Raw genomic sequence first — 21,775 nt, 5'->3', positions numbered from 1 at the left:
ATCAATCAGACGACGACGGGTTCGAGCGCGAGCTTGCCAGTCAACATCTCTTCGGCAAACATCTCGGCAGTACGCGCCGCTGCGGCGGTCATGATGTCCAGGTTGCCGGCGTACTTTGGCAAATAGTCTCCTAACCCCGACACTTCCATGAAGATCGTGACCCGCTTACCGTCAAACACTGGGCCATTCACCAACCGGTAGCCTGGCACGTACTTCTGAACCTCTTCGATCATCGCGTGCACGGACTCGGTTATTTTCTGCTGATCCGGCTCAGTTTCGGTCAGACAATGAATGGTGTCGCGCATCATCATTGGAGGCTCCGCCGGGTTGATGATGATGATTGCCTTGCCTTTTTTTGCGCCTCCGACCTTTTCGACGGCGGCAGCGGTGGTGCGCGTAAATTCGTCAATGTTCTTGCGGGTACCCGGTCCCACCGAGCGGCTTGACACAGTCGCCACGATTTCGCCGTACGCCACCGGCTGCACGCGAGAGACTGCCGCGACCATTGGAATGGTGGCCTGTCCACCACACGTCACCATGTTCACATTCATCTCGCGCTTACCAAGATGTTCTTTCAGATTAACCGGTGGCACACAGTATGGGCCGATCGCCGCCGGCGTCAGATCAATCATCATGACGCCCAGTGCATTAAGCTTGCGGGAATTTTCTGCATGCACGTAGGCGCTCGTTGCATCAAATGCAATCCGCACGCCGTCGGCCAACACATGCGGCAGTAATCCGTCGACACCGTCAGCCGTGGTCTTGATGCCCATTTCACGGGCTCGCTTCAGTCCGTCCGACTCCGGATCGATGCCCACCATCCACACCGGTTCGAGCACGGTGCTGCGCCGAAGTTTGGCCAGTAGATCGGTACCAATGTTGCCAGGTCCGATGAGTGCACACTTGATTTTCTTCATGAAACGATCCTTAACGTGGAAGCGACTTTTAAATCGGATGGCAGACAAACGGCCCGACCGGGTGCTTTTCCATACGTGGTCACTGAAACCGAACCGAACAACTGCCGAGGCCACCTATGCTGACTCTGAAACTGTCGCCTGCCGTGGCCGGAAACATCGCGGCAAGCGCGCCTGACAGAATCACTTCGCCGGCTTTGAGCGGAATCCCGAGAGTGCCCAAGCGGTTCGCGAGCCACGCCACTGCATTGAGCGGCGAACCGAGCGCGGCGGCGCCACACCCCGTGGCAATGATGTCCCCATTGCGCTCCAGCACCATCCCGCAAAGCGTCAGGTCAAGCTTGCGTGGGTCAACCGCCTGATCTCCCAGTACAAACACACCACATGAGGCGTTGTCTGCAATGGTGTCCTGAATCTTGATCTTCCAGTCGCGAATGCGGGAGTCCACAATCTCGAAACACGGCATCACACATTCAGTCGCCGCGAGGACAGCAGCGCTGGTGACACCCGGGCCCATCAGGTCTTTTTTAAGGATAAAGGCTATCTCTCCTTCCGCCTTTGGCTGAATCAGCGTTGCAGCCTCGATCGCCTGCCCCTCGTTGTAGATCATCCCGTCAAGCATGTATCCAAAGTCCGGCTGATACACGCCCAGCATGTTCATCACCGCAGCAGACGTAACGCCGATTTTCTTGCCAATGATCCGTTCGCCGGCCTCAACGCGGCGGCCAATCATCTGCTGCTGAATTTGATAAGCGTCCTCGATCGTCATGCCCGAATGTCGCTCCGTCAGCGGTGCAACCACCGAGCGCGTCACCAGTGCCTGATATAGATCGTCGCCGAATTGCGTGATTTGCGTTTTTTCCATGATCACAGTTTGATGCACACGTTTTTGAGTTCCGTATAAAACTCAAGTGAATGGGTCCCACCTTCGCGGCCTATCCCAGATTGCTTGGCACCCCCGAACGGAGTGCGCAAATCACGCAGGAACCAGGAGTTCACCCACGCGATACCGACCTCGATGGAGGCCGCGACTCGGTGCGCGCGCGAAAGATTTGTGGTCCAGATAGCCGTGGCCAATCCATAGTCGTTGTCGTTGGCGCGGCCAATGACCTCTTCTTCACTGTCAAACGGTGCAATGTGACAGCACGGCCCGAAAACTTCCTCTCGCAACACCGTTGCCGAGTCCGGCAGGCCGGTCCAAATGGTCGGCTGCACCCAAGACCCCCCTCGGAGAGCGTCCGGCATATCAGGGATGCCCCCTCCTGTGATCACCGTAGCCCCTTCGTCGACTGCCTTCTTGTAATACGACAGCACCTTGTCACGATGCTCTTGTGAAATCAGCGGACCCATACGGCTCTCCGGATCCGTAGGCACTCCCAGCTTCCACGCTTCTACTCCTGCCTTCAGGCGGCCAACGAATTTGTCGAAGACGGGGCGCTCGACATACACGCGTTCAGTACCCAGACACACTTGTCCGCAATTGGCGAATACGGACCGCAATGTTCCCTCGATGGCAGCGTCCATGTCGCAGTCGGCAAACACGATTGCGGCGTTTTTCCCACCCATCTCAAGCGACACCGGGCGCGCGCCGTTTGACGCTGCCCTCATGATTGCCGCACCCGTGCGCGTTTCGCCGGTGAACGTGATTGCGTTCACCTGCGCATGAGTCGTCAGGAACTCTCCTGCCGCTTCGGGTCCAAAACCGTGAACGACATTGAAGACGCCTTTGGGGACGCCGACGCTTGCCATCACTTCAGCTAAGAGCGTGGCCGCCTGCGGTGTCTCCTCTGACGGCTTGACGACGACTGTATTGCCACATGCCAGTGCGGGTCCGACCTTCCAGGTCATCAAGAGGAAGGGCAGATTCCAAGGGCAGATCACAGCCACTACGCCCACCGGCTTGCGAACCGAGTAGTTGAATGCGCCTCTGCCGTCTGGTGTCGCCATTTCGAAGAATTCGGTCGGAACATTTTTGACGACGTCGGCGAAAACTCTGAAATTTGCAGCGCCTCGCGGGACATCAACATGACGAATGAAATGCGCGGGTTGGCCCATGTCGGTCATCTCGGCGCCGACAAAGTCTTCGAAGCGTCGATCGATTTCAGTTGCGATCGCGTAGAGCATCTCAACCCGCTCGGTTACTGCCAGTTGTCCCCACGGACCACGTAACGCTTCTCGCGCGGCACACACCGCCGCGTGCACCTCGGCTTGTCCCGCCTCTGCGACGCGTGCGATCACTTTTCCGTCATATGGCGAACGCTTGTCAAACCAGCGTTCGGTCGAAACGAACTCGCCGTCGATAAAGTTTTTGATGTCTTTCACGTCCGTACTTCCTATGGTGTTTTACTTGTCGAGCAGACCCGCTGCCGCAAGCCCAGCGTTCGCACAGGCTTCGTCCTGCACTTCCGACGCACCCGACACGCCAATCCCTCCGACGACTTCGTCCGCGAGCCGTATCGGCACGCCCCCGCCGAACATTACGAAGCGTGGCCGAAGTGGCAGGCCTTGTCGCAATGCATCTGATTGCGCCTGCAGTTCTGCCGCCCACTGACTCGTGGCCAAACCAAAGCTCGCTGCCGTGTACGCCTTGTCTTCGCTGATGCTGATCGAGTGAAGCGGCGCTCCCGGCATCCGCAGGAAAGATAGGGGATTGCCGCCAATGTCAACTACGGTCACATTCACACGTGCCCCGAGGTCGATAGCCTTTCGTACCGCGCCTTCGACCGCGCGGTGGGCCGCCTCCCAACTTAGGCGCGGCGTGCAAGTCATATTTGCCATCCTCAAATTACCTTCGTCCCTATGCGGGCCGTTCAAGCGCGACTATCGAAAGTCACTTCGAGCACGAGGTCGTTGTTCGAACGGCAAACGTCAGCAACCGGCCTGCTTTCATTAATCTCATCACGTATAGACAGTGGTGAATCCCTCAGCCATCACCCCCGTGTGATAAAAAATGCTGCGACCGGCCTGATCTTCAGTCCACGTGACAACCGGCTTGTCGCGCTGCGCCTGATACCCCAGGCCGGCAAACGTTTCGTTGCGGTTACCCGATGGATCGAAGAAGTAAATAGTCTCCCCACGCGTCAAACCATGGCGCGTCGGCGCGACATCGATCCGGACCTTGTTCTTGGCCATTACGTCCGCGGCCTTCAAGATGTCATGCCATGAGTCCAGGAAAAATGACAGATGGTGAAGCCCGGCCCGCTCGCCACCGACAAAGGCTATGTCGTGAGGCTTACTCGAATGCGACAGGAAGGAGGCGAGCTGAATCGAACCTTGCGGCCCCACAGTAACCTGCTCGGTCTGAAAGAAGTCGAGCACGTCAATGAAGAAACGGGTGTTTTCTGCGACCTTGTTAATCCCCTTCTCAGGATTCATTTCGCACATCAGCAGGCAATGATCCAGCCAATGCACGCCAGCCCCGCGAAGGCCGTCAGGCCAGGGATCAGGGTTGGTCGAGCCGACATCAGTCCCGACGCATTCCTTTTCAGCGTACAGATACATGTCATGACCACTGGGCAATGTGAATTGCAGCATGCGTCCGACGAACGGCATTGAGCCAGCTGCGACCAATTCCGTTTGGATGCCAAACTTCTCAATACGCCCTTTCAGGTCATCGAGATCTGCGTTCTTTTCGACCTTGTAGGCCACGTGATTCATTCCTGCCTGATCGGACAGAGTAAGAACCACCGAATACTTGTCCCATTCATCCCAGCACTTCATATACACCGCGCCCTGTGCATCGCGATGAGTAACCTTCAGTCCCACCACGTTTTCGTAATGTTTGACTGCGGCCTCAAGGTCCATCACCCTTATGCTGATATGCCCAATCCTCATGATGCCCATCTCAGTCTCCAATTTAATGTTGGACCATGCATTAATCAGGTCACCTTACACATGGATTGTCTTCAACCCACTGTCGGCGCTCGATGTCCGAATCAGGCGGAGCTTGCGCCCCACCGGTCATATACAACCGTCTTCTTCATCTTTCCGACAATGCGAAGGTCAAGGTCACCGGTCGGCGCGGTTCGACACGCCAACACTACCCCACTTGCCTCTTCTTCGGCTGAAACGTGCGCACGGCTCATCGCGCCCGTTTTCCGGACGCAACCGCGGTTCACTTCGACTTTGCACACCCCACACCCACCATTTAGACAACCTGCAGGAATACCCTTGCGACCGAGCCTCGCCATCGCCTCCAGCAACGTCTCGGACGAGCTGCATTCAAAAGTTTCCCCCGTCTCCGAAAGTTGGATCATGTACATCCGGCAGTCGGGCACGGCCGACCAATCTTCTACTACGTGCATTTCAGATCGCCTTGAAGAGCGGGCTCTTGCGAGCTGACGTGGTTAAATCGGCTGCGGAAATGAACTTCTCCATGTACATGTCACGCTCGAAAAGACGACCGCGGATCAGTGCACTAATACAAGCATCTATCATGACGGGTGGCCCACACATGTACGCCTTGAAATGTCGGAAATCACCGTCAAAATGTCGAGTCGCTACCTCGTGGACATAGCCCCTTTCGCCGAGCCACTCCACATCAGGATCGGGTTCAGACAATGTCGGTACGTAAGTCAAATTTGGATAACGAATAGCCAGATCACGAAACAAATCGTCGTCGTACAGTTCGCGTACGTTGCGTGCACCATAGAACAACTTTATTGAGCGTGTTTCGCCTTTCTCAAGCAAATCCAGAATCATTGACTTCGGGCTTGAAAGACCAGTGCCGCCCGCCAGAAACAAGAAACTTTCGGGCGAAGAGCGTCTGACAAAAAAACGCCCGTATGGACCGCTCAACCGGATTTTCTCGCCTTCCTTAAGCCGCGTATGTACATATTCAGTGGCCTTGCCGCCTGGCACCCGGCGAATATTCAATTCAATTAAACGCTTTGAAGATGGCGCCGTCGCGATCGAAAAAGCCCGTGGCTCTGCTACACCCGGCAAGTGCAGATTGACGTATTGCCCGGCCTGAAAATCTATGCCGCTGCCATCGAGCTCAATCCAAACGCCCTTCGCGGTCGGCGTGAGGTCCGAGACCTTTCGCACGGTGCCAATAAAATCTTGCATCGGATGCGACTCCGCATCCGGTTCGTCATCGATATCAGCTTCGATGACGAGGTCCGACTGCGCGATAGCTACGCATGCCAAGCACTTTCCCTCATCACGCTCGACGTCCATCAAAGCGAACGGTGACGCGTCGCCCAAGTCCACTTCCCCCTCGACGACCTGGACTTTGCAGGTGCCGCAAAGCCCGTGCAAACAGGCGTGCGGGATGTAGACTCCAGATCTCAATGCCGCCTCCAGCAGCGTCTGTCCGGCTGCAACTTCGACGGTGTGAGACAGCGGTTCTATGGTCATTTTGAAGCTCACGCTGGCTCCCTTTAGTATCCGATCCCACCAATGCCATGCAAACCGGGAGTAGCAAGGCGAATCAGCGACTTATGCTTAACGCCATTTCCAGCAAGGCTTGCGGTAAGTTCCGGATCGAACGCCTCGCCATCGAGTGTCCATTTGACATCAGACCATTCGATCTTAGCGAAGTCTGGATGTATGCCGTACACGGAAGGGAGAACGTCTTTCACCAATGCGTCGAAGGGCATGGTTGGTGGAAATGGAAACGCGGCTGCACAGGGAAACATCAGATGTTCGTCCCACGCAACGTAGACGAGCTGGTTTCCGTGGAAATTTTCAATCGCGTCACGGACTGGGCCGGTATATTCCGCGAAGGCTGCTTTGACTGACATGTTGGATTTCCTTATTACCTATGCGCGCGGCTAGAAGCGCCGGTTTCGTGCAACGCTGCAGCGCGGTCGCCGCGCTGCACGATGCTCATTGTTGGCCTATCAGGCAGCTTCGCTCTCTTTGGTTAAACCCTTCCAAAGATTCCAGTTTGCGTTATCAGCTGAATGCAAAAATTCTCCGCCATCTTGGGCTGTAAAGTGGTAGTAGTCCAAGACGTCCGGGATTGTCGGGCCACCGCAGTTGCCTTGGAAGATCTGGTGCGGCGGCATCCATGCCTGGACATATTTTTCAGGCTCGCGCTCGAAAATGGCCTGGCAGCCATCTGAGCAAAAGTGGTAGCTATCGTCTCTGTATTGCGTCCGGCGGTACACCGTGTTGGTCGGATTCTCAGGATCCGTAAAAACCATTGGGACCTGGCAAACCTGACACAATTGCGGAAGCATGGATCCGTACAGTCGCTTTCCCGCCTTTTCCTGCTCGCGCAAGTATTCGAACCGCGGACGATAGTACTTATCGAAAGTATTAGGGTATTTCTCAGACAGCCAATCAAGCTCTTTGTCTTCAGGGATCCAGGTGTGAAAACCTGTGGCGTTACCGAAGTAATAGAAAGTGAGCCACAATTGATGAGTAATGTGCTCCTTTTCGGCAACCGATTGCTCCCAAAATTTCGGCATAGTGATACCGTATCGGGCCAAGTCATCGAACAGAGCCTTGCCGTTCTGCTCAAAATACATCTCCCAGCCTTCCTTCCACGACATCACACGTTTTGGATGCATGTAGTCCATCATCATTCCGACGATGCCCAACAAACGATAACCGCGCCAGAAGTACTTATCGATCCAGCGTTGTACGATTGGCAAGTTGTCGGGATGCTGCTCGAGCATGAACTTGATCACCTCGAGTCCAAGCGTCATATGACGCGACTCGTCCGATTGCGCCGAGAACCCGAAGTTCACGGTCGCCATATCGCCGTTGTAAGCCGCGCCTGACATGAAAGGCATGAACAAGAGGTTGGTCAGTACATATTCGAAAGAGAACGAAATGGCTGCAACGAATTCGAATGGTCCAGCCGAAAGTGCGTCTTCGAAATATGATTTCGGAACGGAGAGGTACCACACACGATCATGCGCGTGAAAAGGATCATGCAGTCCGTTGAAATATTTGTTGTACTGGCTAATCGTGTGCAGTTGTGTTTGCGTGTGGCGTAACTCGTCAACCGACTGCATCTGCGATGCGACCTGTGCACCGACACCTGGAAACGCACGACCAGCCATCGCAAAACCGCGATGCGCACCATATTCGAGCGGCGTAACTGCAGTTAAAAATAGTTTGAGAGAATTGATATAGCGCGCATCGGAAACGCCCAAGTGGGCATTGTTTTGCGCGAAGGCGTCAATCACCGCATAGAGCTTTCTTTCCTTTTCACCCTGGTACTTCCAATATGCATCCATGGTCAGACGGAAGGGATCTTCCCATTTACTCCAATCTTCAATCTTGATTCCTTCGAAGTCGGCAAGGGGAAAGACTTCAGACGGCTTCTTGTACGTCAAGTCCCACGCGAGATCGGCGGTCATCGTTGTGTATTTCTCACGCAAACTCATCTTTTTGGTGGCTGCCATTGCTAGCTCCTTGCTCGGAAAATGTTAGATGCGCTCGAGCGCAAAATAGTCGTCGGTCTCGTCGATGTTGCCCGACAGTGATACAAGCGTGAGATGTATATCTTGTGGATTCCAGCGCCGCCCAAGGCGCGCCTCCACGCTTTCACGGTTCACCACTATTCGACCTGGCGCATCGATTTTGTACACGCCTGGGAATTGCGATATCACCGCTTGAGGGTTATCTGCCTCAATGGCTTCTCGAATCGGACGCGAATCTTCGTTATCCTGAAGAGCTAAAAAAACCATTTTTCCTGACATTTGTGCCGTCTCCCGACAAATTCGTTAAAGTCCGACTTTGTTCATACGGGCGTCGAGCAATGCACTGGCCGCTTCAAGGGCCGAGGGTCCCGTTTCGCCAAGCGCTTTGATCGCGACAGGCGCAAGCGCTGTTAGAGCTTGCTCATGCCAAGTCGCTACCCATCCCGCTATCCGCGTTTTGTTTTCGGTTGACTCGGCTGCCGCGACTTTCACAAGGTTGTCACTCCATCGGATGTGCTCGTCGTACCATTCGCTCATGAATTCCGTAAGCATCGCGAAGGCCGATCCTCCTTGAGCACTCAATGCGTCGCTAACGGATCGATATACCAGTGGATAAACAAGTCCGTCGATAACGACGTTTTGTGCGATCAGCAGCTCGAACCAGTCTTTAGTCACAAGCATGGTCTCGGCGAGCTTGCGCAGGGGCTGCCAGATCGCGTCACTCTGCCAAGTGCACTTCGCGCTACGAAGTGATTCCGCTGAATTTCCGTCAAGCAACAGGCCGATGCGCGTGATGTATTGAGCGATGCCTAGCCTATCCATAGCACACATCATCGTAGCTTGCGTGACGGAAGCACCGTAGCCGTAAGCAGACATGTAGCAATTGTTCAAATTCGCTGCGTATTCCAGATGTCTGAGTGGCAACACGATGTCGATTATCTTTTGGCGTAGTTCAGGTGCCGTAGAAGCCAGCATTTCGCGCTTTTCGACGAACGCGAAACTGCGCTCAGCCGCATCCTGCTGCCTGCTGCGTGCGATTGCCCAGCTGCCGTAATAGTACTGCCTCGGATCCAGCAGCTTATCCCACTCTCCCATGACAATCGCAGTGTTCCGCTTGTCATATATCTCCCGCCCTTCTGCCCAAAGCGGCTTGTAATGAAAATTCGCTTCTGGCTGTACCCCAATAGTTGCTTCGAGATAGCGTGAGGCTGTTTTGTCAGTGCCAGTGAAGCGGGCTACCTGATCGAAAGTATTCCTAAGTGGCTTAATGCTTAGGCTTTTGATATCGACTTGCATCGAGCTACCTCTAAAATGGATTATTTAACTGTTTGTAGGAGACCTTGGCCTTTAGTTGGGCTTGAGCCACGATCGAGGTTCCTAATTACCGTTACGCTGTTAGTAGTGCAGAATTCAGAGAATGCTGCCTCTGGCAGTATGAGCTCTACGGTCAGGTCCTCGTCGGAGACGATGAAATCGAATTCAACGAAACCATCGACGCCGGTGCGAGTAACTCGCACATAGCGTTGGGTTATGTCCGGCAAAGGCATTTTGTCTCCGACTTTTGCTTTGCACACAACTATGCAATACCTGTGCCAATTAGCGCACATCATGAATTTGCTGGGGTGCAGCAAAACCTGCCTTTCGTCGATCGGTCTTTGCCGCAAAGCTACAGGGTTCTCACAGCAGCCATATGCAAAGCGGCACAAGAGAGATTTTTGATTGTTGCCAGGGCACTCCTTCCTATCTGTCTAACTCACATTTACTCCGGCTACGGGGCCACGCTTCAGGGTAAATCCTTAGCCCATTAACCCGACGTTGCGCCGACTGCTGCAGGTGCGAGCGCAGGCGCGTCAATTTGCGTTTCATGGATTTATGAAGTCTCACCGCGCGTCACACTCGAGGATTTCATCAATTTCGCAGACGCAATGGAGTTACGGTCATCAGCAGTTGGCTTGGACATTCGAGCCTTGATACGACCAATCAGTATGCCCGCGCTAACATGCAAACGATGCGCGACGCACTTTAACGGTTCGATGCGCCTTCCTGGATCAGGCCACTCCCTCGCTGGAAGCGGTCCGCTTCGTTATTGGATTGGCTTGATTCGCTTTGAGACGTCATCTCGTAATGTGAAGGAAAGAAGCATTCGGACTAGCTTCGACAACGCGTAGCGGGGTTTCCTTCACATTACAAAATCCTCAGTATTAGCGAACGCGCATATCCTCGACCATGCGCTGACGTAGGCGTGTCATGACAGGACTCCTTTCGGGATGAGCAGGTGCGGTGAATTGCACTGTCATCGTCGCACCCGGAAAGGAATACCCGCGGCGCCGGCCAGGACGGGGACGTCGGCCAGCCACCATACCGCGTCAGCGGTTTAGTTCAATTCCAGTTATAACAATAGGACGCGTTTCGCCTCGCATCCTCTCCGACCAGTTAGACCGTCTGAGGCCGATCGGCTTGCGCTAACGTGCTTCAAATTCCGAATTCTGAAGCCGCTTCTTATTCCTCGATTCCAGTGTGATGAGCGATTAGGTCTGCGAGGACCGCGCGCGATGCGCGCGTTGCCCAATCCGTTTTTAACGGCAACTGCGCTGTTTTCTTGACCCCGAGAAGGAGCCGCAGGGATCACAGAGCGTGCGGTTGCTCTAGCGTTGCTTCGGCCAACTGTGTAAGCGGCTCGGCTGGGCCGTGGCCTCACGCGCGCGCGCGTGAGGCATGATGGTGATGGCGTGGTGGAATTCGTGTCGATCACGAGAGATCGTGTCCACGATCGGCGATCATGGACACGATCCATCCAAATCTATCCAGATCTAGCCGGTTGATAGTGTGGGCGGGTTGGCTGGTTTCAGCTTGTCGGCCACGTTCCAGGGTAGCAGTTCGTCGATGCGAGAGATCTGTAAGCGATCCATTATCGACGTCTACCAACTGACGCTCTGAGCGAGGAGCATAGGTGTCCACCTATTTTGAACTGACCCCGCAAAGTTGGACACTTTTGCAGGGAGTCTTGTGGGCAAGTATTCGGAAGAGACGAAGCTCGCGGTCGTCAAGGATTATTGTTCGGGAACGGCGGGGCTCAAAGTCGTTGCTCGCCGCCATGATGTGAATGTTACTTCGCTACGCAAATGGGTGGCAGGTTATCGTTCGCATGGTGCTGCAGGCGTCAGGGAAAAGGCGCGGGCCACCTATAGCTTAAAATTCAAGCTGTCGGTGTTGCGACGCATGCGTGACGAGGGCCTTTCCTATCGGCAGGCCGCCGCGCTGTTTGATATTCGCAACTTCAATATTATCGCTACGTGGGAGCGCAACTACGATCAGGGCGGACTGGAGGCCTTGTCTCCGCACGCTTCCTTACGCCGCAAGAAGATGACAAAGCATCAGACCACAGAATCTCCGAGATCATCAAAGGGCGACGCAAGGCGCACTCGCGACGAATTGATAAAGGAACTGGACAACCTCCGCATGGAGAATGCCTATCTAAAAAAGCTCAATGCCTTGGTTCAAACGACCGCGCCGCAAGCGCAGCGCAAAAAGCACAAATCGTGATCGAGCTAAGGCACCAATACCCTCTTGCCGGTCTGCTCAAGCTAGCGGGCTTGGCGCGCAGCACTTTCTACTATCAACAGAAGGCGCTGCAGGTGGCCGACAAGTATGCTGGCCTCAAAGCCCGGATCAAGACGATCTTCGACAGGCATAAAGGGCGGTATGGCTACCGCCGCATCACCGCTACGATTCGGCAAGAGGGCCTCGCCGTCAACCACAAGACGATCCAGCGTCTAATGGCTGATCTGCGACTGAAGTCCTGCGTGCGAGTCAAGAAATATCGCGCCTACAAGGGCGAGGTAGGAAAGATTGCGCCAAATGTTCTCGAACGTCAGTTCGACGCAGAATCGCCGAACCAGAAGTGGGTAACAGACGTGACCGAATTCAACGTTCGTGGGGAAAAGCTCTATCTGTCTCCAGTGCTTGACCTTTACAACGGTGAGATCGTTGCGTACCAAATGGCACGACGTCCTTTGTTTGACATGGTAGGCACTATGCTGAAAAAAGCATTTGGTCGACTCAAGCAGAGCGACAAGCCAATCTTGCATTCCGACCAGGGCTGGCAATATCAGATGGCGGTGTACCGGCGCCTTCTTGAAAACCATTCGATCACACAAAGCATGTCGCGCAAGGGCAACTGCTATGACAACGCCGCCATGGAGAGCTTCTTCGGCACCCTCAAAGCGGAGTTCTTTTACCTCAACAAATTTGATAATCTTGACGAGCTGGAGGTCGGCATAAAGGACTATATCCGGTACTACAACCATGATCGTATCAAGCTGAAACTGCAAGGCATGAGCCCCGTAAAATATCGGACTCAATGCGGTCAGGCGTAGCCATCTAACCGTCCAACTTCTGGGGGTCAGTCCAATTTGGAGGTGGACACCTATGACTGGCAAAGACTCAGAGTTGAAAGTAGTTCGTCAAAGCCGCGACGGGCGCCGTCGCTATGACGAGGGAGGCAAGCGCGTACTGATCGAGGCCGCGTTGCGACCAGGTGCGTCGGTCGCCCGTTTGGCACAGGAGCATGGGATCAACGCTAACCTGCTGCGCAAATGGATCGCGAAGTATCTGATGGAGCGCGAGAAAGGCATCCCATTTGCATCGCAGGAAACGCGCGCCGACGAGCGCGATCTACCGTCATCTGCCATCGACGCAATTGCCAACGAAGACTTCCGTCGTTGCGTGGATGACGGTTCGACCGACGTTGCGGGCTCACGTAAGCACTTGCTGTGCGCACCGTCTACTTCTGCATTTGTGCCGGTCGTTTCAACGTCATCGGTGCCGCCGTTACCACTCGTGTTGACTGCAACTGCGCCGATCACGCTTTCGCTGCATGTGCGACTGTCGAATGGCGTGGAGCTTGATCTCAGTGCAGCGAGCATCGACGAACTGAGCACCGTGGTCCAGATGTTCGGGAGGATGCCGTGTTCCGGTTCGACGAAAATCTGAAGGTGTACCTGTACCGCGATCCCGTCGATTTCCGGTACGGAATGAACAGTCTGTCGATTCTCGTCGAACAGGCGATGCGCCTGAATCCCATGGATTCCTCGCTCTACGTTTTTACCAACCGGAGATGCGATCGCGTCAAGATCCTGGGCTGGCAGGACAACGGTTTCTGGCTCATGCTCAAGAGACTCGAGGCCAATGATCGCTTCGTCTGGCCTGATGACAATAGCGAGGTCGTGGCACTGACCGTCGAACTGCTGCACTGGCTTCTCGGGGGTGTCGACATCGCTGCGCTCCAGCGTCATCCGAGGCGACATTATGCGCGTGTGAGCTGAACATGTCGTCGGCATACTGGTCTAAGCGGTATGCCGATCAACGTGACCATCGACGCTGACGAACTCAGGATGCTCCTCGCGATGCGCGAGGAGCATGACGCCCTTCAGTCAGAGCGCGACGGGTTACGCAGCGCACTGCGTCTCGTGACTGCGGAGCGCGACCTGGCTGAGGAACGACTGCGCGCTTACCGGCGCGAGCTGTTCGGCGCGAAGAGCGAAGCTCGCGCATCGGATCAGCCGGGTCTGTTCAATGAAGCCGAAGTGCTCGGCACGAACGCAACACCGGCGCAGGAAGATACTCCCGAAACCAGAATCGCCGCGCACACGCGCAAGAAGCGCGGTCATCGCAAACCGCTCGATCCCAACTTGCCGCGCGAAGTCGTTCGGCACGAACTTCCCGAAGGCGAACGCTTCTGCAACCACGACGGCCATGCGCTCGTCGAGATCGGTGTCGAAACGAGCGAGCAGCTCGACGTGATCCCCGAACAGCTTCGCGTCATCCAGCACCAGCGCGTCAAGTATGCCTGCCCGTGCTGCGATCTTGGCATCAAGGTCACGCCGGCACCGCTGCGCATCATCCCGCGTGGACTGCTCACGGAATCGGCGCTCGCGTGGGTCGCCTCCGGCAAGTATCAGTTTGGCATGCCGATCTATCGCCAGGCGGTCCTGCTGCGACGCTTCGGTGGCGACATCTCATCGAACACGCTCGCCGCGAGCATGGTACGCGTCGGTCTCGCAACGCAGCCCGTTATCAACCTGATGCGCGACGCGTTGCTCGATGCTGACGTGATCTACTGCGACGAGACGACGTTCCAGGTCCTGAAGGAAGAAGGGCGCAAGCCGCAAACGAAAAGCTATCTCTGGGCGCAAATGACCGGATCGGGAACTCCCATCCGCTGTTTCGCCTATACGGCTGGTCGCGGCGCGAAGCTGGCCGACAAACTGTTCACCGGCATTCGCAAGGGTGCGGTTCTGATGACTGACGGATACGAGCCCTACAACGGCATCGCTGAACAGTATCAGCTCGTGCATCTCGGATGCTGGGCTCACGCGAGACGGTATCTGGTCAAGGCCGAAGATAACGTGCCGAAGGCCGCACGCTCGTCCAACCTGCTCGCGACGCGCTTCATCAAACTGATCGGCAAGCTGTTCGCGGCGGAGGCGCACAGTGAAACGTGGGCGGCTGAACGACGACAGCGATTGCGACGACGATACAGTGCACGCGTGCTCGATGCCATCGAAACGCTGATGCTTGAACAGTTGCCTGGCGTCGTGCCTCAAAGTTTGCTCGGTAAGGCCCTGACCTATCTGCTTGGGCAGTGGCCCAAGCTGATCCGATACATTGAGAACGGCAACTGGCCCATATCGAACAATCCCTGCGAAAATTCCATTCGCCCGTTTGTCGTCGCGCGCAAAAGCTTCCTATTTGCCGATACAGTTGCTGGCGCACATGCGAGTGCGAATCTTTATGTGCGACGTGAAAGTCGCGCAGTTCGTTGTTTCGCCGTCGCTGTAGGGCGGCAGGAAACCGGGCGTTCCGTCGCCCGTAGTCTATCGGTGCATGCGAGGCTGGCAACGGCATCGTGTGAAGCCACCGAGACAAAGAAGCTCGGCGTAAGCCACGCTGAAGTTGTGAGACCAAGGCGCTTCTGCGAGTGTCGACGCGGAAGGAGATCTGACTGGATGGCAAGGTTAAGGCATCTGAATCGCTGTTTAAACACCGTCATCGCGAACAGGCCAAAGACACTGACAGGCCTGACCCAAAATGGGAATGTAGCGGGTCCGCTCTTTGTATAGTGGGGCGGCACGGACGACAACGCTACCGGTGAAAAGGCGGAACCTAAACCATTCTTGCGAGCTGTGTGGAACACGGAAACCCCGTACAGCCGCCCAATCGGGCAGGCCGACCGCGAGGAAGGCTGATGGCGGTGCGGGCATGGGAGTGCGGAAAAAGCGAAGGCTGACCTGTAATGGGTCGGATAGGGGTTGAGTTACACGACAACATCATCCCGCGCGAAAGCGGGCAGACTTCCGCATGGTCTTTCGTCACGAGATAGCTTGATTAACCGTTCAAGGAGGAAAAGCAGATGACTGTGCAGCAACTCGGCGCGGGTGCGTCCTTCGACCGCGCGACACATTGGCACCGCATTGATTGGGTCAAATGTCATCGCGAGGTTCGACGGCTGCAAGCACGCATCGTGAAGGCCGAACAGGCCGGCAAACATAGCAAGGTGAAATCCCTGCAATGGTTGCTGACCCACTCGTTCAGCGGCAAGGCACTCGCCGTGAAACGGGTGACTGGTAATCGCGGCAAACGTACTCCCGGCGTTGATGGAGTCATATGGTCAACGCCGGGGGCCAAGCTCAAAGCAGTGTCGTCGCTCAATCGGCGCGGCTACCAGCCGCGTCCGTTGAGGCGGATATACATCCCCAAGGCCGACGGGAAAAAGATGCGGCCCCTCGGAATTCCGTGCATGATCGACAGAGCGTGGCAGGCGCTGCATCTGCTCGCTCTTGAGCCCATCGCGGAGACGACGGCAGACCTTAATTCCTATGGATTCAGGTCTGCTCGGTCCACGCACGATGCGATCGGTCAGTGCTTCATAGCATTGGGCGGACGTGCTTGCGCTCAGTGGATTCTAGAGGCTGACATCCGCAGCTGCTTTGACGAAATCTCGCATGACTGGCTGATCGCCAACATCCCCACGGACAAGGCGATATTGCGGAAGTGGTTGAAGGCTGGCTACCTTCATAATCGTGTCCTTCACTCAACGGATGCGGGTACACCGCAGGGCGGTATTATCTCGCCCTCGTTGATGAACATGACGCTCGACGGGTTGGAACGAACGCTACGGGTTAAGTTCAACCGGCGCGGTCGTAATGTGTCGAAAATCAACCTCGTTCGTTATGCAGACGACTTTGTTATCACCGGTGCAACGCGTGAAGTGCTGGTAGATGAGGTTCGGCCCGTGGTTGAGCGGTTTCTGGCGGAACGGGGGTTATCGCTATCGCCAGAAAAGACCCGGATCACGCATATTGAAGATGGGTTCGATTTCCTTGGTATGAACGTGCGCAAGTATGGCCGCAAGCTGTTGATTAAGCCTGCGAAAGCGAACGTTCAGCGCTTCCTGCGCAAGCTGAGGGATATCGTGAAGGACAACGCGACAGTACGGCACGACTGGCTGATCAGGAAACTCAACCCGTTGATTCGCGGATGGGCAAACTATCATCGTCATGTCGTATCAAAGCGCGTCTTCGGCAAGGTGAGTCTCGAGATCTGGCGGTGTCTATGGCGCTGGGCACAGCGTCGGCATCCGAACAAAGGCGCACGCTGGGTCCGACGGAAGTACTTCCGAACCGTCGACGCCCGGCACTGGGTCTTTGGTACGGAGACTGGCAAAGTGCCCAGTACAGGAGCGCCTGAACTCCTGGCGCTCCATGACATCGCCAACACGCCGATCCGGCGGCACCGAAAAATCAAGGCTGCCGCCAACCCGTTCGACCCTCAGTGGGAAAGTTATTTCGAGGAGCGTCTTGGCTTCGAGATGATGGACTCACTCAAAGGTCGGAAGCGGCTCATCCGGCTATGGTGGAATCAGGGACGCACATGCCCAACCTGCAACCAGCCGATTACCAAATCCAGTGGGTGGCGTCTCTTCCATCTGGAACGCGTAATCGATGGTGGCACGGACGCGAGTCGTAACCTGGTGATGCTGCATCCGGACTGCCATCAGATCGCGCGTGGCCAGCGGTCCTCAGCGGTGAAACCGGCTCCGGCAACGGGGCTTTGAAAGGCTTGAGCGGAATGCGGGGAAACTCGCCCGTTCCGTTCTTAGGGGGCGGCGACGTAGCAATGCGTCGCTGCTACCCGACTCGCTGGTCGAGTCAGCAAAAGCCAACGGCATCGATCCGTATCGCTATCTCACCTGGCTGTTCCAGCGGTTGCCTCTGGCAAAGACGGTCGACGACTACGACGCGCTGCTTCCCTGGAAGCTGCCGGCCAACCTACGCTGATCCGCGTTCCCACCACATGTCACACGCTCCGTCACCTGAATTGAGGGGCGTCGCTGATGGACCGCATACTTTCGATCTCTGGGTTCACAGTGGCGCGAGTCCGCGAACCTCAGCCTGGGTCAGTTGAAGGTCGTGTCAGCAATCGAGCAGTGCCGTAGCGCGGCACTGGGGGGACATGTGTTGCGTTGCGAAGGGTGCGCGGCGGTCGAAGTCGCCTACAACTCGTGCCGCAACCGACACTGCCCAAAGTGCCAGGCCACGGCCGCACGACGGTGGTTAGACGCACGCCAGGAAGATCTTCTGCCCGTCGAGTATTACCACGTGGTCTTCACACTACCGGCTCCGATCAGCGAGATTGCGTATTACAACAAGGCGGTGATGTACGGCCTGTTGTTTGATATGGCCGCCGAGGCGCTGCGCACGATTGCCGCGGATCCGAAGCACCTCGGAGCACAGGTCGGCGCGACTCTGGTCTTACACACATGGGGCTCAGCGCTCACGCACCATCCTCATGTCCACGGAATCGTCCCTGGCGGTGGCCTGTCTCCTGATCGAGGCCGATGGGTCGCTTGCAAGCCAGGCTTCTTCCTACCCGTGCGCGTGCTCTCGCGACTGTTCCGGCGCCGCTTCCTCGAAGAGCTGGCCGCGGCGTATGACCGCGGTCAATTGCGGTTCTTCGGTAAATGCGCCGCGCTTGCCGATCCGGAAGTGTTCGCCGAGTGGCTTGCCCCGATGCGTGCGTGCGAATGGGTGGTGTATGCCAAGCGACCATTTGCGGGACCGCAAGCCGTGTTGGCTTATCTGTCGCGCTATACGCACCGGGTGGCGATCTCAAATCAACGACTGATCGCACTCGATGAGCGTGGCGTCACCTTCCGCTGGAAAGACTATCGGATGGACGGGCACACACGCAATAAGACGATGACGCTCATGGCCGATGAGTTCGTCCGCCGATTCCTGCTGCACGTGTTGCCGGGTGGCTTCCACCGAATTCGCCACTACGGCCTGCTCGCAAACCCGTCACGCCGCGACAATCTCTCGAGGATACGAGCGTTGCTGCATGTGTTGCCACGCGCGGTCGATCCCGTCGCAGATGCATCAACGTGCGCGGCAGGCCCAAGCTTCGTGTGTCGACATTGCGGGTCGTTGATGATCGTTATCGACATCTTTCAACGCAGCGCTCCGATTCGAGCCCCACCTGTGGAGAACTGTCACGCGTGAATCTCATCGCGCCGCAGTGCATTAACCTACGGTCGGCTCTTCGGCAACGAGAGCCGCTAGGGGACCGTTGCGTCCGACGCCCCAAACCAGTCGATCGCAGCCAAATGACATCGCGCGACTTTGCAAAAACAGGGGCATCGAGGCTCTCACCTCAGCATCCGCTGCCATTTCTACAGGTTTGTCGAGACCTAGGCGACAATGCCACTGGTCTAATCACCATAACGGCTGCCAGTTCGAGCTGCCTCTGAGCATCCCGCGGTTTCCTCCCTCGAGGATTGTTGGACGCCTGCCCGCCGGCGCCAGGGTAGTCACACGCCTGCGGTTTGGGGCAGGCGTCCAACAATCCTTAACAACAGCGGCCGTTTGCGCCAAGCATAGTAGCCACTCGTGGACACGCCCAGGAACCGGCACATCGGCGGCACAGGGTACTGCTGTCGCATCTGCTCAATTGCGCCGTACTTCACCGCGACTCCTTCGCGAAGTACGTTGCAAACTTCCTGAGAAACTCCTCCCGATCAGGCCGGTTTGGGTTGCAATACAAAGCCCAAGGATTCGGCTCGTCGGGTGAGATTTTTCAGGACCCGCTGCCGGTAGCGTTCTTCATAGTATTCGGCACCGGGATCGACATACTTTATCCCGAAACGCAATGTGTTATAGAACAGCACCGCGACCTTGCGGGCCGTAGCCGTGACGGCCTTTGCTTTTCCAATCCGCGCGGACAACCGTCGGTAGAAACCGCCGAGTGCGGTGTCCGTCTTGCCAATCGTGACGGCAGCGAGACGCAGCGCAGCAGCAGCCTTGCTGGATGAGCGACGCGTTTTGGAGGACAGCACTTTGCCGCCGGAAATCTTGTTGCCCGGCGCCAGACACAGCCACGATGTGAAGTGTTTCACCGTCGGCCAGCGCGACATGTCGGTGCCGCATTCGGCGACCAGTTTCAGCGCAAGGTAGGGGCCGAGCCCGTGGATCTGTGTCAGGTCCACGCCGAGCACGTCGTAGAGTTCTGCGCGCACATCGAACGAGAAGTCGTTTGACTGCTTGCTCCGACGACGCGCGGCAGGCAGTGGGGTGCTCACCGGCGTCGCATTTTCCTGTAGTTGCCGAAGCACGAGTTCAATACGTTCGTCGCACTGCTTAACTTGCGTCTGATAAAAGTCATAGAGCGCGACTGCCTGGGTCAATTCGAACACGTGTTCGTCCTGATAATGACCGACCAGCGCATCGCGAATCGTTTCTATTGATGCCCTGCAGCGGACGTCACGATGTCGGGCTAGTTCTTCTGGATTACGTTCTCCGGCGACGATCGCGCGGATGATCTTCATGCCGGTAACGCCGGTGACGTCCTGCACAACATGATGCAGTTGCAGGTTCATCTGCATCAGCGCCTTCTGCATGTGCTGGATATGAGCTGCGGCATACTCGAGTAGTCGTTCGCGTTGACGCAGATAGGCGCGTAACGTCGCAATATCATGCCGGGGACGGAAGCTGGCCCGCAGCAGGCCGTACGCGTGAAGCTTCTGCAGCCACTGTGCGTCGTTGACATCAGTTTTGCGGCCCGGGACGTTCCTCACGTCCCGCGCATTAACCAACACCACTTCGAAGCCGTACGCTTCTAATACTTCGAACGCGGGAATCCAATAAATGCCGGTTGACTCCATGGCAATCGTGGTGACTTCCACCTGCTTGAGCCACTGCGCGAGCTGGTGAAGCTCCTGCGTGAAGCTGCGAAATGAGCGGACCGGTTCCGGATCACGTTCCGGTCCGACCGCGACCACATGAAACTGCGCGCCGATGTCGATCGCCGCAGCATGAGGGTGCACTACCGTGATCTGTGCCGCGTTGGCGGCGCCTCGGGACTTCGTCGTCTTCATGTCTGCCCTCCACCTATAGGATGGTCAGAGGGCGGGACAGCGGAGTTGATCACCTTCCTGAACGGGATCGCCTGGCGGCGTCACCAATGCTGGGTCCGCATCAGTCCCTGGACCATGTTTTTTAACGGGATGAATCACCAATAATTCGACGGCCGCTCCCTCTGATGCGTATCAGTGTAGCGCCGCCCGGGAGTTTCTGCCCTTCGGGCAGGGGCGCGCCTCTTAACCTGTTTTTTAACAGATCGCGCTCCATCTTCACTTCTGCCAACTCTCGCTTGAGCCGGCTCAGCTCCGCCTCGATCTCTGTCAGTGGTTTCTGGGTTTGCCCGACGTTCTCCAGCTTGCCGTCCTTTGCGGCGCGAACCCAGTTCGCCAACGTCTTCATCGATATTGACAATCGACGGGCAGCTTCAGACACGCCCACTCCGTCAGTCATTGTCAGTTTTACTGCTTCTTCACGAAATTCCTTCGTGTACACAGCCTTCGGGATTCGCTTCATCAATGCCTCCATTCCTCAATTCTACGGAATGTTGGCGTCCACTTTTTTCAGCCGACCTCACTGCGCCTCGGTGGCTCACCCCTTCGCTCGAACGATTAGCGGACCGTCTGCGCTAGGTGCAGATCGGTCGGCCACGCACCCTAATGCCGGCAAACGATCAGATGTAGATGAATTGCCGGTACAAACCATCCAACTGACGGCGGATATCCTCGACGCGCTGTTCATCACCGGTATCGGTAAATTCGAGTAGCTGCTGTTCCTTGGCAGTAATTTGATCGCAAAGGTCGGACAAATTCTCGCAGAAGGCCTCAGTATGAACTGTGGGTTCCTCCGTACTCGTCTCTTCTCCTGCTAGTTTTCGCACAGAAGAGACCGGAGAAATTCCATTGTCTTCGTTAAAGGCAATTTGAAGCTGCCTGCGCCTATCTGTCTCATCGATCGCCTGTTTCATCGCCCGAGTCGTCACGTCAGCGTACAAGATCGCCTTCTCGTTTCCATTCCGAGCAACTCGACCTATCATCTGAATGAGTGCCTGGGCTGACCGCAGGAAAAC

The 21,775-nt window shown here is 56.2% G+C and carries 19 protein-coding genes and 4 pseudogenes; 7 read left to right on the top strand and 16 right to left on the bottom strand.

Features of this window, described 5'->3' with window-relative positions:
• Positions 1-5: 5 nt before the first annotated feature.
• The 12 genes from AWB69_RS13390 to AWB69_RS50770 form a co-directional block, all read right to left on the bottom strand.
• The gene (locus AWB69_RS13390) at positions 6-917 is read right to left on the bottom strand and encodes an acetaldehyde dehydrogenase (acetylating) (RefSeq protein WP_062085388.1); all 912 of its coding nucleotides are present in this window, start codon (positions 915-917) and stop codon (positions 6-8) included.
• A gap of 79 nt (positions 918-996) precedes the next feature.
• Entirely contained in the window at positions 997-1,779 is a 783-nt protein-coding gene (gene dmpE, locus AWB69_RS13385) for a 2-oxopent-4-enoate hydratase (RefSeq protein WP_062085387.1), read from the bottom strand.
• A 2-nt stretch (positions 1,780-1,781) separates the two neighbouring features.
• A complete protein-coding gene (locus tag AWB69_RS13380) occupies positions 1,782-3,236 on the bottom strand; it encodes a 2-hydroxymuconic semialdehyde dehydrogenase (RefSeq protein WP_062085386.1) in 1,455 nt (484 codons plus the stop codon).
• A 21-nt stretch (positions 3,237-3,257) separates the two neighbouring features.
• Positions 3,258-3,692, bottom strand: coding sequence for a GlcG/HbpS family heme-binding protein (locus AWB69_RS13375; protein WP_156528836.1), 435 nt, complete (start codon positions 3,690-3,692; stop codon positions 3,258-3,260).
• A gap of 120 nt (positions 3,693-3,812) precedes the next feature.
• Entirely contained in the window at positions 3,813-4,757 is a 945-nt protein-coding gene (locus AWB69_RS13370; RefSeq protein WP_062085385.1) for a catechol 2,3-dioxygenase, read from the bottom strand.
• A gap of 92 nt (positions 4,758-4,849) precedes the next feature.
• Positions 4,850-5,176, bottom strand: coding sequence for a 2Fe-2S iron-sulfur cluster binding domain-containing protein (locus AWB69_RS13365; RefSeq protein WP_231937099.1), 327 nt, complete (start codon positions 5,174-5,176; stop codon positions 4,850-4,852).
• 43 nt (positions 5,177-5,219) lie between these two features.
• On the bottom strand, positions 5,220-6,284 hold the full coding sequence (locus AWB69_RS13360) for an NADH:ubiquinone reductase (Na(+)-transporting) subunit F (RefSeq protein ID WP_062085383.1): 1,065 nt from the start codon (positions 6,282-6,284) through the stop codon (positions 5,220-5,222).
• Positions 6,285-6,295: 11 nt separating this feature from the next.
• The gene (locus tag AWB69_RS13355) at positions 6,296-6,658 is read right to left on the bottom strand and encodes a phenol hydroxylase subunit P4 (protein WP_062085382.1); all 363 of its coding nucleotides are present in this window, start codon (positions 6,656-6,658) and stop codon (positions 6,296-6,298) included.
• Between the two features lie 99 nt (positions 6,659-6,757).
• Complete coding sequence (locus AWB69_RS13350) at positions 6,758-8,275, bottom strand: aromatic/alkene/methane monooxygenase hydroxylase/oxygenase subunit alpha (protein ID WP_062085381.1); 1,518 nt, start codon at positions 8,273-8,275, stop codon at positions 6,758-6,760.
• Between the two features lie 24 nt (positions 8,276-8,299).
• The gene (locus AWB69_RS13345; RefSeq protein ID WP_062085380.1) at positions 8,300-8,572 is read right to left on the bottom strand and encodes an MmoB/DmpM family protein; all 273 of its coding nucleotides are present in this window, start codon (positions 8,570-8,572) and stop codon (positions 8,300-8,302) included.
• Positions 8,573-8,596: 24 nt separating this feature from the next.
• Complete coding sequence (locus tag AWB69_RS13340; protein ID WP_062085379.1) at positions 8,597-9,589, bottom strand: aromatic/alkene monooxygenase hydroxylase subunit beta; 993 nt, start codon at positions 9,587-9,589, stop codon at positions 8,597-8,599.
• A 20-nt stretch (positions 9,590-9,609) separates the two neighbouring features.
• Positions 9,610-9,840, bottom strand: a complete 231-nt coding sequence (locus tag AWB69_RS50770; RefSeq protein WP_062085378.1) for a phenol hydroxylase subunit — start codon at positions 9,838-9,840, stop codon at positions 9,610-9,612.
• 1,459 nt (positions 9,841-11,299) lie between these two features.
• Between AWB69_RS50770 and AWB69_RS46890 the strand changes: the two genes are divergently transcribed.
• From AWB69_RS46890 to AWB69_RS13300, 7 genes and pseudogenes are all read left to right on the top strand, one after another.
• Positions 11,300-12,669 (top strand): IS3 family transposase gene (locus AWB69_RS46890; RefSeq protein WP_156528835.1). Its coding sequence is split into 2 segments (ribosomal slippage): positions 11,300-11,768 and positions 11,768-12,669, totalling 1,371 coding nucleotides; the frame shifts between segments, so codons are not numbered across the junction.
• 52 nt (positions 12,670-12,721) lie between these two features.
• Entirely contained in the window at positions 12,722-13,285 is a 564-nt protein-coding gene (locus tag AWB69_RS13320) for a transposase (RefSeq protein ID WP_007178953.1), read from the top strand.
• Positions 13,261-13,617 (top strand): IS66 family insertion sequence element accessory protein TnpB, encoded by a 357-nt coding sequence (gene tnpB / locus AWB69_RS13315; protein WP_007178952.1) that lies wholly within the window; start codon positions 13,261-13,263, stop codon positions 13,615-13,617. The genes AWB69_RS13320 and tnpB overlap by 25 nt, the downstream gene beginning before the upstream one ends.
• A 30-nt stretch (positions 13,618-13,647) precedes the next feature.
• Positions 13,648-15,087: pseudogene (tnpC, locus tag AWB69_RS13310) on the top strand (IS66 family transposase); the annotation flags it as partial.
• Between the two features lie 617 nt (positions 15,088-15,704).
• Entirely contained in the window at positions 15,705-17,408 is a 1,704-nt protein-coding gene (gene ltrA, locus AWB69_RS13305) for a group II intron reverse transcriptase/maturase (protein ID WP_062085375.1), read from the top strand.
• A gap of 82 nt (positions 17,409-17,490) precedes the next feature.
• Positions 17,491-17,631 (top strand): annotated as a pseudogene (locus AWB69_RS50320) (transposase domain-containing protein); the annotation flags it as partial.
• A 78-nt stretch (positions 17,632-17,709) separates the two neighbouring features.
• The gene (locus AWB69_RS13300) at positions 17,710-18,852 is read left to right on the top strand and encodes an IS91 family transposase (protein ID WP_062085374.1); all 1,143 of its coding nucleotides are present in this window, start codon (positions 17,710-17,712) and stop codon (positions 18,850-18,852) included.
• A 359-nt stretch (positions 18,853-19,211) separates the two neighbouring features.
• Here AWB69_RS13300 and AWB69_RS47650 read toward each other — a convergent pair.
• The 4 genes and pseudogenes from AWB69_RS47650 to AWB69_RS13285 all read right to left on the bottom strand — a co-directional run.
• A pseudogene (locus AWB69_RS47650) lies at positions 19,212-19,352 on the bottom strand (IS3-like element ISBvi4 family transposase); the annotation flags it as partial.
• Positions 19,353-19,367: 15 nt separating this feature from the next.
• Complete coding sequence (locus tag AWB69_RS13295; RefSeq protein WP_062085373.1) at positions 19,368-20,723, bottom strand: IS110 family RNA-guided transposase; 1,356 nt, start codon at positions 20,721-20,723, stop codon at positions 19,368-19,370.
• A 232-nt stretch (positions 20,724-20,955) separates the two neighbouring features.
• Positions 20,956-21,222: pseudogene (locus AWB69_RS13290) on the bottom strand (transposase); the annotation flags it as partial.
• A 157-nt stretch (positions 21,223-21,379) separates the two neighbouring features.
• Positions 21,380-21,742, bottom strand: coding sequence for a hypothetical protein (locus AWB69_RS13285; protein WP_062085372.1), 363 nt, complete (start codon positions 21,740-21,742; stop codon positions 21,380-21,382).
• Positions 21,743-21,775: the final 33 nt, after the last annotated feature.

The sequence above is a fragment of the Caballeronia udeis genome, from assembly GCF_001544555.2.
GTDB classification, from domain to species: domain Bacteria; phylum Pseudomonadota; class Gammaproteobacteria; order Burkholderiales; family Burkholderiaceae; genus Caballeronia; species Caballeronia udeis.
The sequence above is the reverse complement of the archived record's forward strand: the minus strand, read 5'-3'. Positions and strand labels throughout refer to the sequence as shown.

Bases quoted from the DNA above. Each gene is read 5' to 3' on its own strand.
- AWB69_RS13390 (WP_062085388.1), bottom strand. From the start codon at position 917: ATGAAGAAAATCAAGTGTGCACTCATCGGACCTGGCAACATTGGTACC.
- dmpE (WP_062085387.1), bottom strand. From the start codon at position 1,779: ATGGAAAAAACGCAAATCACGCAATTCGGCGACGATCTATATCAGGCA.
- AWB69_RS13375 (WP_156528836.1), bottom strand. From the start codon at position 3,692: ATGGCAAATATGACTTGCACGCCGCGCCTAAGTTGGGAGGCGGCCCAC.
- AWB69_RS13370 (WP_062085385.1), bottom strand. From the start codon at position 4,757: ATGGGCATCATGAGGATTGGGCATATCAGCATAAGGGTGATGGACCTT.
- AWB69_RS13365 (WP_231937099.1), bottom strand. From the start codon at position 5,176: ATGTACATGATCCAACTTTCGGAGACGGGGGAAACTTTTGAATGCAGC.
- AWB69_RS13355 (WP_062085382.1), bottom strand. From the start codon at position 6,658: ATGTCAGTCAAAGCAGCCTTCGCGGAATATACCGGCCCAGTCCGTGAC.
- AWB69_RS13350 (WP_062085381.1), bottom strand. From the start codon at position 8,275: ATGGCAGCCACCAAAAAGATGAGTTTGCGTGAGAAATACACAACGATG.
- AWB69_RS13345 (WP_062085380.1), bottom strand. From the start codon at position 8,572: ATGTCAGGAAAAATGGTTTTTTTAGCTCTTCAGGATAACGAAGATTCG.
- AWB69_RS13340 (WP_062085379.1), bottom strand. From the start codon at position 9,589: ATGCAAGTCGATATCAAAAGCCTAAGCATTAAGCCACTTAGGAATACT.
- AWB69_RS50770 (WP_062085378.1), bottom strand. From the start codon at position 9,840: ATGCCTTTGCCGGACATAACCCAACGCTATGTGCGAGTTACTCGCACC.
- AWB69_RS13320 (WP_007178953.1), top strand. From the start codon at position 12,722: ATGACTGGCAAAGACTCAGAGTTGAAAGTAGTTCGTCAAAGCCGCGAC.
- ltrA (WP_062085375.1), top strand. From the start codon at position 15,705: ATGACTGTGCAGCAACTCGGCGCGGGTGCGTCCTTCGACCGCGCGACA.
- AWB69_RS13295 (WP_062085373.1), bottom strand. From the start codon at position 20,723: ATGAAGACGACGAAGTCCCGAGGCGCCGCCAACGCGGCACAGATCACG.
- AWB69_RS13285 (WP_062085372.1), bottom strand. From the start codon at position 21,742: ATGATAGGTCGAGTTGCTCGGAATGGAAACGAGAAGGCGATCTTGTAC.